The following is a 14,018-nucleotide window of genomic DNA, read 5'->3' as shown; positions in this document are numbered from 1 at the left end:
TCACTCCTCTGCAAAATGAATGGTAATTTTATCATCAATCTGTTTTTCCTTATCAAAGGCTATACCGGTACTTCTAAAAGTAATTATCACCTTTGTATCAGATTTCTCTATCATTTTGTAAGCTGAAATTTGATACGCATGATTTGAATCAATTGTGGGGGGATTTGGCTCTGGAAGTGTTATTTTATTTGGATCTTTAATCTCCTCATCTTGTATATACTTGTCTACCAATTCACGATAGTAATCAACTCCCATTTCAGCAATAAGCTGTGCATCAAGCGTTTTCTCTACTATTGTTACCTGTTTTGTTGTGTTTGTAACTTGATGAAACTGAGTTAAAATAAACAAGAGAAATAGTGTAATGATCATTAATGTAATAACGAATGCTGCTCCACGCTGATTTTTAAAATTATTCATCTACATCACCTGAATGGCCCGAAATATACGTATATGATTCACTGACCTTTTTATTAGTAGCGGTATAAATCTGAATATTTGTCCGGTATAAGTCCACATCTTTTTCTTTACATATATGTAATTTTACGGAGTAGTCGTTATCATTCAACGTATAGGATGAAAGATTACCTAATGAACTCTTTTTAATTGACGAATACGTAGGACAAATAGAAATCGTTCCTGTCTTCTGATCAATGATGCTTGCATTTTTCACATCATAGGCCACTTGTCCTAGTAGATTACTAGCCACTAATTCATTATCCGTGTTAACTGTCCATTTCATAATTTGTGGGAAAATCGGCAAAAAAACTGCAATTACCATTCCCAAAATCGCAATTGATGCTATAATTTCAATAAGAGTAAACCCACTATTACTTTTTCTATCAATTTTTCTAGTCAAAAGAGCTCACTCCTTTCATTGTGGCTTTTTTCTTATTATATCATCTTATTGGATGTGAAGAACATGAATTTTCGACAATATAAAAACGAACACGGAATGACATTAGTAGAGTTGTTAGCTGCACTTAGTTTATTTATTATCGTTATTACACTATCATCAACTCTAGTCATGGAAATGTTCAATAACCAAAAAGAAGCAAGTGAAAATATTTCATTAAAACAGGACACAAACGTTTTAATTAATACAATGAGAGGAAAATATCTTTCCGGTGATGAACTTTGTTTTAATGGAAAAGATAATTTAACCATAACCCATTTAACTATATCTAACGGTGAGGAGCCGCTCAAGACGATTAATCACTGTGTCAAAAACCTTGATTATAATAAACCTTTATCGGTAAAAATAACAACAACTAATAATTCAGGAAATAATTTTTCTTTGGAAACTACTTGGAATCATAAAGATGATCACGACTTATATATTGATGCTGGTAAAGAAGAAAGTGAAAATGTCCCATGCAAATTTAGAGGATCTATTGTGCTGGATAAGCTAATCTTAAAAAAAGGAAATTGCAACAATTACTATGAGATAATAGGATCTCTAGTAGTAAGAAATAACACCATTGTAGAGGAGAATGTCAAACTTAAAATATCCGGTGCTGCACACTTTAACAAGAATATTAACCTATATAATAAAGCCAAGGTCATAACAAGCGGGAGCATCCAAGTTGACGGAAAAGCCCTTTGTGGCAATCAAGAAATTCGTGATCACAAAAAATCTACGTTACAGTGTAAGAAAAAGACGTGAGCAAATCTAAGTAGTACAGCATTTGTAAAGAAAACTGTACTTAACAATGCGAATAGAGTATAAAATGGTTTTAACACTTCTATTTTTAGAATATATGCTCGTGCGATGAAATGCTGCTGAAGCATCTTCATGGTAAGCGAGTATTTTTCCTTATCACTGGATTAGCCCTTACCTTATAAGGATTAGAGGAAGTCACAGTAAAGTAGGTAGCAGTTTCTATCAATAGCAACAAACTATGTGAGAAAAACGGTTCTTAGTTAGCATAAGATAGCAGTCCTTTTAGCATAGGTGTATTAGTTATTATGATGTTTTGTTGTTTAAATATATACATGCTGTTATACAAAAAAACAGCATACCAATTGATATGCTGTCTTTCGCGTTATTCCTTATATTTCTCCGCGTTATCTGACTATTCGAGCTAACTCAGCTCACGTTTTTCTTATAATTCCATCGCTTCTCCAATTTTTAATGCTTTTCCCTTTCCAGTCTTAACTTTCTGAGCAAAATCATCTGGATCCTGTTCAATCACCGGGAATGTATTATAATGTATTGGTACGACAGTGTCGGCTTGAATCCAGTCTGCCGCAATGAGGGCGTCTTCTGGTCCCATTGTAAAATTATCACCGATTGGCACGAATGCAACATCAATATCATTCATGTCACCGATTAATTTTAAATCACTAAATAACCCCGTATCTCCGACATGATAAATTGTCTTCCCTTCAACGGTTAACAATATTCCAGCAGGCATCCCAGTATATATAATAGTTCCATCTTCCTCGGTATAAGAAGATCCATGAAATGCTTGCGTAAACTTCACTTTACCAAAGTCGAATTCATGTGCACCACCAATATGCATTGGATGTGTGTTTAATCCTTTTCCACCTAAGTAATTAGCCAGTTCATTTGGCGCAACCACTAATGCATCATTTCGTTTGGCTATTTCAACGGTATCCCCAACATGATCATTGTGTCCATGTGTAAGCAAAATAACATCTGCTTTGATAGTGTCAGCATTCAAATCACACTTCTCATTCCCCGAAATAAACGGATCAAATAAAATCGTATGTTTATTTGTTTCCACTTTTACGACTGACTGTCCATGAAATGATACGTTCATTAAAATCGCTCCCTTTCCTAAAAATCTCCTACATTAATACATTCGATAAAACTTTCCTATTTCCTTTACCCGTTTAGTAGTTTTTCCATGCTTTTTCATATAGTTGAATCAAGTTTGGATCGATAAGTGTGTTTTGTTTTAAATCAATCGTGTCACCGTCCTCATTTTTAATTACCTTATCTTCATCTTTTCCAAATTTAGTTAAGTTAGACAGTACATCGGTTGTTAAAAACCTCGTGGGAACAGTGATATCAATCGTATCTAAATTAATTTCCTTTCTACTTGCCATTACAAAGCCCCAATTTCCAAAGCTGGGAACGTCGACATGAAGATTATTTACCTGTAATCCTGTTGACTCCACCGTTTTTGATATCGTCCAATATACTTTTGTAGCAAAAACAGGACTTGTTGATTGAATCATCGCTGCACCGTCTGGTGATAAGTGATTACGTACAAGTGAATAAAATTCTTTCGTATAAAGCTTGTTTAGGCTCTCGTTATTTGGGTCAGGAAGATCAATAATGATGACATCATACCACGCGTCACTATCCTCTAAAAATTGAAAAGCATCTTCGTTAAAAATGTCCAACTTTGCATTTTTCAGTGAACCCTCATTAAGCTCAAGCATTTGCGGATTTGTATTTGCTAATTCAATAACTGCCGGGTCAAGATCAACAAGTGTTATGTCCTCTACATCATCATATTTCAAAATTTCTTTAGCAGCGACGCCATCACCACCACCCAGAACCAAAATATGATCATGTGATGTAGCAGCACTCATTGTTGGATGAATGAGTACTTCATGATACCTGTATTCATCAGTTGAGCTAAGTTGCAGTGACCCATCCAAATACAATCTTGTATCTTCTTGGTCTTTGGTTAAAATGATCTTTTGATACTGACTTTCTTCCATATGAACAATTGGATCCTTATACAATTTTTGTTCAAACGTGAAGGCCATTTCTTCTCCAAAAAATAAACCTACAACTAATAAAACTCCGATACATAGTCCAATAACGACATGTACAAAAAAGTGCCGAATCTCTTTGCGAAACAACCACAAAACAATCATGGCTACAACAAGGTTTATGCAACCAACGAAGAACGCTGACTTCACCATACCCATTTGGGGTCGTAAAAAAAACGCAAATAATACTCCACCAACAAGTCCACCAGCATAGTCAGAGAATAACACACGTGCAGTACTTTTATTTAGTGTCACACCTATTTCATTTGCCTTCCGAATAAGGATTGGTAACTCAACCCCCGTTAAAGCACCAACGAGAAACGTAATCAAATATAAATAAAAAGCATCCGTTCCAGCTGGTGCAAAAGCGGTAATTCCAAACATCGTAAAACTGGAAAAACCGCCAATAATGGCCACACCGAACTCAATCCAAACAAAGGCAAGAATTAAATTTTTCATCACACGTTCACTGAGGCTTGCCCCAATACCCATACCAGTTAAAAACAAGGAAATGGTCAGTGTGTATTGTTTTACCCCGTCACCCAATATGTACGATCCTAATGCTCCGAATAACACTTCAAAAATAATCCCACAAATTGATACAATTCCTGATGCCCAGTAAATAAACTTACTTTTCCTGATTGCTTGCTCGTCCATCTATCCCACTCCATACCCATAAATAACGATGCGGTCAAGCACATATGGCTGACCGCTACTATTTCTGTTATTTCATTTTCTTTTTCTTTATGTAATGGATGCACCAATTACAAAACCAAGTCCAACCGAAACACTCATAGAGATTATCCCCACAGCAATATTATTTTTAAGCAATTGTTCCTCGACTGAAAATTTCCTTGTGAACAAGTCATATAATAAATATGCAATCATTTGTAATAGAACACCATATGCTCCCCATATAAGGGTTTCATAAATTACAGTGCTATGGTAAATCGCAAATGCTAAAATGATACAGATACCGATTATTTTTCCGGCGATTGATAATGCGACTGCATGGTTACCTTTGAGAACCTCATCCATATCTTTGTATTTTCTTGTCATAAATTCAAATATAGCTAAACCGATCATTACAATCACAATTGATAGTACAAAATAAACAAATGTTGCTACAAACGGTCCCATTCTCTCACACTCCTTTTATTTTCCTGCTCCTGGCCCGCCACCTCTGAATGACGTTCTTCCACGACGCTGTCCGTCCGGGTGGTATTCTTTTCCAGTATAGCCTCCATAACATCCTCCTGATTGACAAGTTTGTGCCCTTCTGCTGCTCCAATTGTTACCAAACATGCCATCCAAAAGCCTAAATGTAAAATATGTACCTAAAAAACTAGGTGAATAATTTCTGCGTACGAATTCATCCGCTGCAACTTCAATTAAAAGCACATCACGATCATCTTCACTTTCCTTTAAGGTAACAAAATGATTTGGATAAATGAATATCTGCTGATTATCTTTTACTTCACTTGTTTTATCCGGTTCCATTGCAGTAGTAAGTACGGATGCTAATTCGTCAAGTTCAAATCGATTAGTTGCAAAAACTTCAGCTTGTTGATTACCTTCACCTGATACTACATCCATTAGGGGGAAGTTGGCTTCAATAATGTCATCAACTTGATTGCTTGTATTCCCTTCAATTTTATCTATAAGTTCTTGCTTATCCGGCTCTTCTGGAATATCATCTGCTGTAATCGATACTTCATCTGACATGCCTCTTTCTGAGAATTGCTGGTAAGGGGATGAACAAGAGGCAGCTATTACCATTATGAATAATAAACCTATGAATACACTCCATTTTCTTAACAAACAGGATCCCCCTTTCTATTCAAGAATGAGGGACAGCCTTTTAACAAAGGTTCTGTCCCCTGTTTCATTCTATTCATGTATGTCCAAAGAAATTCATCACTTGAATCTATTTGAACAACCTTTATTCATCTTTACCCATTTTCTTTTTGAGTGCAGCTAGCTCATCATCAACACTATTTTTTTCTAACTCTTCAAATTCATCGTCTAATGTACGACTGGATTTTGATAGATCTTCACTTGTTTCTGCTTCTGCTTCAAATTGCATTACTTTTTCTTCCATACGCTCGAATCCCTGTTTTGATTCATCACCGCCAATAGATGACATCGTTCTATTCATTTTAGTACGTGTCTTAGCTGATTCAGCACGTGCTTTTAATGAATCTTTTTTCAATTTCATTTCCTGGTATTCTTTTTTCATTTCATCTAATTTTTCTCGTGATACATCAGCATCATTTTTTGCGCGTTCCCAAGATTCTTTTAACATTTGCGCTTGACTTTCATGGTCATTTTTATCCTGTAATGCACGACGAGCTAAATCTTCGTTCCCTGATTCAATTGCTTGCTCCGCCTGTTTTTGTCGTTTGTCGACCATTGCCTGTGCATCATCAGCCTTGCGTTTTAACATTTTTTCATTAGCAACTTGTTTGGCAACAGAAGATTCTACCTCACGAATATCTTCGGCCATGTCCCGCATGAATTGATCCAACATTTTTACCGGGTCTTCTGCCTTATCAAGCAAAGAATTCAATTCCGAACTTACCACCGTTGTTACTCGTTTAAAAAATTTAAACATTTAAATATTCCTCCTTTATTCTGATCCAGCTAAAATTTTTAATTCATATGATTCAATTGGATAGCCATAACTCACTTCAATTTCCGTACCCCATGATTCAAGACTTAAGAAATGTTCTTCATCCTCATCACTATAATCAGCATAGTCTGTTTCGGTACCGCGGAGATTTGCACTTCTTCCCTCACCAACTACTCTGGCAGTCCCGCGCTCCTCTAAATAATACCGTTTATTATCATATACTAATTCTTTTGGATATGGCTTTGAAACAGGCAACTGTATCTTTTTATACATCCCTACCTCTAATTCATCATCCATTTCGGCTGATAACCAAATTGTATCATGCCCTTCAAGTAATTGATAACCAAACCATTCGTAACCACCATCACGGTAAGTAATTTTACCAACAACCTCATAGTCCCTTAGATCATATGTTACGATATCACCAATCTGAATGGATAATACTGTTCGTTCTTTTGGTGCAGGTTTCGTTTGTTTTTTTGAAAATAGATTACCAAACAGCCCCACATAGTCACCTCTTGTCTCTTTAAAAATATAGTATTCTCTATGTAATACGACCTAATTAAATTTAGGTTTCACTTTTTTTCAATTTTATTTTAGTAGCATCATTCCTTTATGAAAAGAAATTAAACTTTGTTATACTGGAGATATTCTACATATGAGGTGAATTCAATGACAAATCGTATCGAAACACTTGCAGCAGAGATGAAGAGAAATAATTTAGATAGTATGTTTGTAACGTCAACAGCTAATTTTTATTATTTAAGTAACTATTATACAGACCCACATGAAAGGGTGATTGCTGTTTACTTAAGCCGTTTTCATGATCCATTGTTAATTGTGCCGGCGATGGAGGAAGAAGATGCGAAAAGGGCTGGTTGGAAATTTGAAATTCTCGGTTATAGTGACAATGAAAACCCGTGGCAATTATTTCAGTCATTTTTGAAAAAAACAAACAACATGCCACAGTCAATTGGAATCGAGTATGATCAAATCACACTGGAACGCTTCAATGAAATTAAACAAATTTTGCCGCAAGCATCCATTGTTAACGTCCAAGAGATACTTGCCAACTTACGTGTAATTAAAAGCAAGAAAGAGTATACATTATTGAAACAAGCAGCCCAATTAGCTGACTTCGGAGTGGAAACAGGGATAAAGGCAATCCAAGAGGGCGTAAGTGAATTAGAAGTGATTGCGACAATCGAATACGAATTGAAAAAACAAGGGATTCAAGGAATGTCATTTTCAACAATGGCTCTTTCCGGCACCCAAACTGCCTCCCCACACGGGACACCCGGAATGAAAAAGATTGAAAAAGGTGACCTTGTATTATTCGACCTTGGCGTTATTTTTGAAGGGTACTGTTCCGATACCACAAGAACGGTTGCTTATAAATCTATTACAGATGAGCAACGGACCATATACAACACGGTACTCGCAGCAGAACAAAAAGCAATTGAAGCATCACAATTAGGTACTGCTGTTGGAAAAATTGATTTAGCTGCACGGAATCATATCGATCAAGCCGGTTATGGAAAATATTTTACCCATCGGATTGGACATGGATTAGGAATCGAAACGCATGAATACCCATCCATGCATAGCAATAATGAATTAACCTTAAAAGAAGGTATGTGCTATACTATCGAACCAGGGATTTATGTTCCAAATACTGGCGGTGTCCGTATTGAAGATATGATTTACATGACAGCCAAAGGGCCAGAACAGCTAACCAAATCACCAAAAGAATTACAAATTATTGAATAAGAAAAGCGCAAGCGCCCTTACAGACTAAGAGCGTGAGCATAATAGCGCCACAAATTTTATATTTTAAGAAAATGAGGCTTTCCCTATTAGGGTTAGCCTCATTTTTTATAACAGCATTATTTTTCCAATAACGATTCTGTTGTATCATAATGCAAGCCATGTGATTCTGCGACAGCTTGATATGTCACATAACCATCTAATGTATTAATTCCCTTCCGTAATGCTTGATTATCTATGCATGCTTGTTTATAACCTTTGTTTGCCAATTGCAATGCATATGGGACGGTAACATTTGTTAATCCGATTGTCGATGTACGCGGAACAGCACCAGGCATATTTGCTACTGCATAGTGAAGAACACCATGCTTCGTATATGTCGGATCATCATGGGTTGTGACATGATCACTTGTTTCAACTATTCCACCTTGATCAATCGCTACGTCGACAATTACGGATCCATCACGCATCGTTTGTACCATTTCTTCTTTCACTAATTTGGGTGCTTTTGCTCCAGGAATTAATACCGCACCAATAACAAGATCAGATTCTGCAACTGCTTCACTAATATTCATTGGATTTGACATCACCGTATTAACAGATGATCCGAATAAATCATCTAGCTCCCTTAAACGTTGCGGGCTTAAATCGATAATCGTCACATCAGCACCTAGACCAACAGCTATTTTCGCTGCATTTGTACCAACAACACCACCGCCAATAACGGTAACTTTTCCGCGTTTCACACCAGGAATACCTGCAAGCAGAATCCCTTTGCCACCTTTGGATTTTTCTAGGAATTGTGCACCAATTTGCGCTGACATTCTTCCTGCTACTTCACTCATTGGCGTTAATAGTGGCAATGAGCGGTCCGGGAGTTGTACAGTTTCATAAGCGATCCCAACTACTTTTTTGTCAATCATTGCTTTTGTTAATTCTGGTTCATTTGCTAAATGTAAATATGTAAATAAGATAAGGCCTTCATAAAAATAATCATATTCCTCTGGTAATGGTTCCTTTACTTTCATAACCATTTCTTGTGACCAGGCTTCCTTTGCAGTCGGTGTGATAATTGCACCTGCATCTTTATACTGTTCATCCGTAAAGCTTGATCCCAATCCAGCACCGGTTTCCACATATACATCATGACCTGCGCTTTTTAGCGATAAAACTCCAGCTGGCGTCATTGCAACCCTGTTTTCGTTATTTTTTATTTCCTTTGGTACCCCTATTTTCATTTCAACTACCTCCCCTGGATTTCCTATTTTCTATCCCAAGTTATCGGGAACTTCACTACTGTCCTGAAAGCACTTTCATTGTAACAAAGTTTTTCTGAAATTGCATCAAAAGTTTCTTTATTAACGATACCGATTAATCACGTCCAGTCCACCAGTTATTTCAAAAATAGAACCTGTAATCATATCAGAATCCTTATCACATAAAAATAGGATAGTCCGTGCAATATCCTCCCCTGTTCCCGGTCTGCCTATTGGTGTTGAATCATCGTGTTGTTTTCGGCTTTCTGCAATACGTGATTCTTTCATTTCCCCAACAATATTACCTGGACACACCATGTTTGAAGTAATTTGATATTCCGCTTCCTCAAAAGCAATTGTCTTTGTTAACGAAACCAAACCACTTTTAGCTGCGGCAAAAGCAGAACGGTATAGCCAGCCAGAAGCACTATTTGCACCTTGAAATCCATAGTTGATAATACGTCCGAAATGTTGCTCGCGCATGAACGGAATCGTCAATTTTAATAAATAAAATACCGCATCCAGGTTCCCACCAATCATGTCATGCCATTCATCTTCCGTATAATCAAGTAATTTTTTCCGTTCAAATATAAACGGCCCTGCATTATTAATCAAATAATCGATCCCACCGTAATTTTTCACTGCCTCATTTACTAAATTTCCAATGTCATGTTTCTTCGTTACATCCGCTTGAACAATTGATAACGAATCACGATAGGCAGCCAATTCATTCTTTACCTCATTGGCTTTATCATAATTATTTCTATACGTGGTTGTGACGCTATGTCCTGCCCGCAAAAAAGCCTCGGTAACCATCCTTCCTAATCCAGATGTCCCTGCCGTTATTAGTGCATGTCCCATTTTGTTCCTCCTCTACAAAAAATCTAAGGAAGTGAACCACTTATCATGAATGGAATTATACCATAATATACTAAATTAAAGAAGGAAACAAAATATTAATCCACCCCATATTACTGGGATGGATTAGATGGGCCATTATTTTTTTTGATTATTAAATGTGTGAATACTTCTGTTATTAGATAAATTTTCTTTATCTTCTATAACACCACTTTGATAACTTTCTATTAATTGATTTTTTACCGATTCAACGCCTTTTTTGTCTTCAAAAGGAATGTTTTTCTTCGTCAAGCTATCACCTCCGTAAGACTTAGTATGTACACAAAACTGTAACAAAAAAGCGGTTTTTCTTTCCAGTTTTAACAAGTAGATTATAGTGTTGTAACAAAGGGTAAATAAATTAAAAAGGGGAGATGCAAAATGAACTTTGAATACAAAAATATTGTCGTTGCCGTTGATGGATCTAAAGCATCAGAAGCTGCGTTTAACAAATCATTAGATATTGCGAAACGAAATAAAGCAAGGCTGATTCTCACCCATATTGTTGATTCCAGGACATTTGCAACTGCCGAAGCATACGATCGTACATTAGCAGAACGCTCCGAAACTTATGCGAAGGAATTATTGGATGGATATATGAAAAAAGCAACGTTAGCAGGTATTGATGATATTGTCCGTTGTGTAGAGTACGGTTCTCCAAAAGTTAAAATTGCGAAGGATGTGGCAAATAGCTTTCAAGCAGATTTGATTATTTGTGGTGCGACTGGGATGAATGCTGTTGAGCGGTTTTTAATTGGTAGCGTATCGGAAAGTATAACTCGTTATGCTAATTGTGACGTGTTGGTAGTCAGGTAAGTACAAAAGCGCCTCCTTTTTATTGAAGGCGGCGCTTTTAGTGTTTATCCAAATCTTTTGTTATTTCCTGTACAACGTGTGACAGTTCAGGAAGAATTAACTTCTCCATAGCCAATTTAACAGCACCAGATGAACCTGGTGTTGCAAATATCGCAGTATGACTAATTACTCCAGCAATAGCACGGGAAAGAATCGCTGCTGATCCAATATCTTCTTGATAACTGAGCATCCGAAAAATTTCGCCAAAACCAGTCATTTCCTTATCAAGCATGCTTTTAACTGTTTCTATTGTTACATCACGAAAGGAAATCCCTGTACCACCATTTGTTAAAATTACATCAACAGCTGGATTCTCAGAACCAATTTTAATCATTTCTTGAATTGCCGCGCTTTCATCCGGAACAATTTCTGCTGCCTCAACATGATGTCCCGATTGCTCAAGGAATTCCATCATTAATCTTCCGCTTTTATCGGTATCCTTTGTTCTTGTGTCACTAATTGTGATTACCATACAATTTACGGAACGATGTGTAACATGATGTACCATAAACACACAGCTCCTCTCTTTTAGTTATGATGTTAGACGCACTGTATCACGGGCAATCATCACTTCTTCATTTGTTGGGATTACCATTACCTTTACAGGGGAATGTGGATAATTAATAAACATTTCCTTACCATGAACATTATTTAATGATTGATCCCAGTATACACCCATAAATTCTAACCCTGTTAACACTTTTTCCCGGATTGTTGCACTATTTTCTCCGACACCCGCGGTAAAAATAATCGCATCTACTCCTGACATTCTTGCTGCATAGGATCCTAAATATTTGTGAATGCGGGCTGCAAAGACTTCCAAAGCTAGTTCCGCGCGATCATTCACGTCTGCCTGTTCTTCAATATCCCGTAAATCGCTAGAAAAACCAGATAACGCTAGCATACCACTTTGCTTATTTAATACATTAATAACATCATCTGCAGATTGTCCTGTTTTCTCCATAATATACGGGATTAAAGCTGGGTCAATATTGCCGGATCGCGTTCCCATTGTCACTCCTGCAAGTGGTGTAAAACCCATTGACGTATCAATTGATTTCCCGTGTTCAATAGCTGCGATACTTGCACCATTTCCTAAATGACAAGAAATCAAGCGTAGTTGATCAAGTGGAATTTCCAGCATTTCCGCAGCCCGTTGTGATACGTATTTATGTGATGTACCGTGAAATCCATATTTTCGTATACCATATTCTTCATAATATTCATACGGCAGGCTGTACAAATACGATTTTTCTGGCATGGTTTGGTGAAACGCTGTATCAAAAACAGCAACCATTGGGACGTTTGGCAAAACTTCCTGAAATGCTTGAATACCTGTTAAGTTTGCTGGATTATGGAGTGGAGCCAATTCAGATACTTCTTCAATTTCGTGAATAACCTCATCCGTTAATTTAACAGAATCGGTAAAACGTTCCCCTCCATGGACAACACGGTGACCAACGGCACTAATTTCATCCAATGAGTGAATAACCCCTGAAGTTTTTAGCCGTTCTAATAACCTTTTGACCGCTGCTTCATGACTAGGTATATCTGCTTCCAGACTCTCCTTTTCTCCATTGACCGTAATGGTGAAAATAGGACTCTCTAGCCCAATTCGTTCAAATACGCCTTTTGCTAATACCTTCTCATCAGGCATTTGAATCAATTGAAATTTTAATGAGGAACTCCCTGCATTTATAGCTAAAATATTACGCATTTTGATTCAACCTCTCACACTAAATAATTTGCAAACCAACTGTTCATTTGATCTAAAATATCATTCATTGCCTTCGCATTTTTTAACGATGGTAGTTGTACTAGCAATGGTTGTTTCGGTGAACTTGTTTGGTTGCCCTTTTTTTGTAACACAAGAATACTTTTTGCACTCTTCTCTGATTTAAACGCACTTTCTGGTAGACGTAAAACCCCAATTATATGAGCATTTTTCTGTAGATAAGCATGAAGTTTATCCGCTTGATCACTATTGAATAGAAAATCTGGAATGACAAAAATTAAATATCCACCATCATTTGTATAATTCATACTTTGTTCAATAAACAAATGATGCGCATAAGAATGCCCTTCGTTCGCTGATAATTCATAATCATTTGCGCGTATATCATCCGGATAATATCCAACAGGCAAATCAGCGATGACTAAGTCAACCGGATCTAACAAAAACGGACTTAAGCTATCCTGATGAAAAAATTCAATATTTGCTTTTTGTAAATTAGCATTTAATAACGAAAGCTTAATTAGCGTTGGATCCACTTCACTACCAAAAGCTTCTGTTGGTTGCTTTAATTGTTTTACAATAGTTGTCAATAAGCTTCCTGTACCGCAAGCGGGATCAAATACGCGAAGTTTTTCGTGTCCTTTCGTTACTTTTTCAGCAAGATATCCGATTAATAATGCTACTGTTTCAGGTGTCATCAAATGTTGTTGCTGTGTCGAATCTTTCATCCCTTTTAAAATAGCCAGTTGGATTGCCTTACGAATCTCTTCCGTCTCAAAGGAATGAAACGACAAATTCTTTAACGCATGCTGGATTTTTTGCGCTACTATATCATCCACATCATCGGTTATATCCTGGTAAAAAAGACATTCCAGTGTGGTTGCTAAACTATCTAAGTATGGTTCATTTTTATTTTGCTGGATCATTAATGATGTCTGATCAATCCAGTCGAAAAGTTTTTCTACATTTGTTTTTTCCATCTGTCCATCCTCCGTTCCATCTAAGCTTTATCATTGTAACAAAAGATGGGTGCGTCTGTACAAATTAATGAACCTGGTAATTAGAGAAACTTATTTAGTGGAAATAAACAAAAAGCCTCCCTTACTATTTAAAAGCAAGAGAGACT

17 protein-coding genes are annotated in these 14,018 nt (G+C 36.8%); 3 read left to right on the top strand and 14 right to left on the bottom strand.

Annotated elements, in window-relative coordinates; all coding sequences use genetic code 11:
- Positions 1-417, bottom strand: coding sequence for a hypothetical protein (locus C8270_RS11215; RefSeq protein WP_106496913.1), 417 nt, complete (start codon positions 415-417; stop codon positions 1-3).
- Positions 410-856: a type II secretion system protein gene (locus tag C8270_RS11210; RefSeq protein ID WP_106496912.1), complete on the bottom strand. Its 447-nt coding sequence runs from the start codon at positions 854-856 to the stop codon at positions 410-412. The genes C8270_RS11215 and C8270_RS11210 overlap by 8 nt, the downstream gene beginning before the upstream one ends.
- Before the next feature lie 63 nt (positions 857-919).
- Between C8270_RS11210 and C8270_RS11205 the strand changes: the two genes are divergently transcribed.
- Complete coding sequence (locus C8270_RS11205) at positions 920-1,663, top strand: type II secretion system protein (protein WP_106496911.1); 744 nt, start codon at positions 920-922, stop codon at positions 1,661-1,663.
- Between the two features lie 439 nt (positions 1,664-2,102).
- Here C8270_RS11205 and C8270_RS11200 read toward each other — a convergent pair whose 3' ends face one another.
- The 6 genes from C8270_RS11200 to C8270_RS11175 form a co-directional block, all read right to left on the bottom strand.
- On the bottom strand, positions 2,103-2,783 hold the full coding sequence (locus C8270_RS11200; protein ID WP_106496910.1) for a metal-dependent hydrolase: 681 nt from the start codon (positions 2,781-2,783) through the stop codon (positions 2,103-2,105).
- 73 nt (positions 2,784-2,856) lie between these two features.
- Positions 2,857-4,407: a polyamine aminopropyltransferase gene (locus C8270_RS11195; protein ID WP_106496909.1), complete on the bottom strand. Its 1,551-nt coding sequence runs from the start codon at positions 4,405-4,407 to the stop codon at positions 2,857-2,859.
- An 87-nt stretch (positions 4,408-4,494) separates the two neighbouring features.
- Positions 4,495-4,890, bottom strand: coding sequence for a DUF350 domain-containing protein (locus C8270_RS11190; RefSeq protein ID WP_106496908.1), 396 nt, complete (start codon positions 4,888-4,890; stop codon positions 4,495-4,497).
- Between the two features lie 15 nt (positions 4,891-4,905).
- On the bottom strand, positions 4,906-5,571 hold the full coding sequence (locus tag C8270_RS11185; protein ID WP_106496907.1) for a DUF4247 domain-containing protein: 666 nt from the start codon (positions 5,569-5,571) through the stop codon (positions 4,906-4,908).
- A 121-nt stretch (positions 5,572-5,692) separates the two neighbouring features.
- On the bottom strand, positions 5,693-6,364 hold the full coding sequence (locus C8270_RS11180) for a PspA/IM30 family protein (protein WP_106496906.1): 672 nt from the start codon (positions 6,362-6,364) through the stop codon (positions 5,693-5,695).
- A 15-nt stretch (positions 6,365-6,379) separates the two neighbouring features.
- Positions 6,380-6,889 (bottom strand): DUF4178 domain-containing protein, encoded by a 510-nt coding sequence (locus C8270_RS11175; protein ID WP_106496905.1) that lies wholly within the window; start codon positions 6,887-6,889, stop codon positions 6,380-6,382.
- Positions 6,890-7,054: 165 nt separating this feature from the next.
- Here C8270_RS11175 and C8270_RS11170 point away from each other — a divergent pair, with 165 nt between their 5' ends.
- Positions 7,055-8,152 carry a M24 family metallopeptidase gene (locus C8270_RS11170; RefSeq protein WP_106496904.1) on the top strand — a complete coding sequence of 366 codons (1,098 nt, stop codon included), beginning with the start codon at positions 7,055-7,057 and terminating at the stop codon, positions 8,150-8,152.
- A 116-nt stretch (positions 8,153-8,268) separates the two neighbouring features.
- Here the strand turns inward: C8270_RS11170 and ald are convergent, their stop codons facing one another.
- From ald to C8270_RS20280, 3 genes are all read right to left on the bottom strand, one after another.
- Positions 8,269-9,387, bottom strand: a complete 1,119-nt coding sequence (gene ald, locus C8270_RS11165) for an alanine dehydrogenase (protein ID WP_106496903.1) — start codon at positions 9,385-9,387, stop codon at positions 8,269-8,271.
- 120 nt (positions 9,388-9,507) lie between these two features.
- Positions 9,508-10,266 (bottom strand): SDR family oxidoreductase, encoded by a 759-nt coding sequence (locus C8270_RS11160; protein ID WP_106496902.1) that lies wholly within the window; start codon positions 10,264-10,266, stop codon positions 9,508-9,510.
- 135 nt (positions 10,267-10,401) lie between these two features.
- Complete coding sequence (locus tag C8270_RS20280) at positions 10,402-10,554, bottom strand: hypothetical protein (protein ID WP_199794673.1); 153 nt, start codon at positions 10,552-10,554, stop codon at positions 10,402-10,404.
- Positions 10,555-10,683: 129 nt separating this feature from the next.
- Between C8270_RS20280 and C8270_RS11155 the strand changes: the two genes are divergently transcribed.
- Positions 10,684-11,118 (top strand): universal stress protein, encoded by a 435-nt coding sequence (locus C8270_RS11155; RefSeq protein WP_106496901.1) that lies wholly within the window; start codon positions 10,684-10,686, stop codon positions 11,116-11,118.
- A 37-nt stretch (positions 11,119-11,155) separates the two neighbouring features.
- Here the strand turns inward: C8270_RS11155 and C8270_RS11150 are convergent, their stop codons facing one another.
- From C8270_RS11150 to C8270_RS11140, 3 genes are read right to left on the bottom strand one after another with little or no spacing between them, the layout of a single operon-like run.
- Positions 11,156-11,665 carry a MogA/MoaB family molybdenum cofactor biosynthesis protein gene (locus C8270_RS11150; protein ID WP_106496900.1) on the bottom strand — a complete coding sequence of 170 codons (510 nt, stop codon included), beginning with the start codon at positions 11,663-11,665 and terminating at the stop codon, positions 11,156-11,158.
- Between the two features lie 24 nt (positions 11,666-11,689).
- A complete protein-coding gene (locus C8270_RS11145; protein WP_106496899.1) occupies positions 11,690-12,874 on the bottom strand; it encodes an acetate kinase in 1,185 nt (394 codons plus the stop codon).
- Between the two features lie 14 nt (positions 12,875-12,888).
- Positions 12,889-13,872 (bottom strand): class I SAM-dependent methyltransferase, encoded by a 984-nt coding sequence (locus C8270_RS11140; RefSeq protein WP_106496898.1) that lies wholly within the window; start codon positions 13,870-13,872, stop codon positions 12,889-12,891.
- Positions 13,873-14,018: the final 146 nt, after the last annotated feature.

It is taken from the genome of Lentibacillus sp. Marseille-P4043, from assembly GCF_900258515.1.
In the GTDB taxonomy this organism is placed as follows: domain Bacteria; phylum Bacillota; class Bacilli; order Bacillales; family Amphibacillaceae; genus Lentibacillus_C.
The sequence above is the reverse complement of the archived record's forward strand: the minus strand, read 5'-3'. Positions and strand labels throughout refer to the sequence as shown.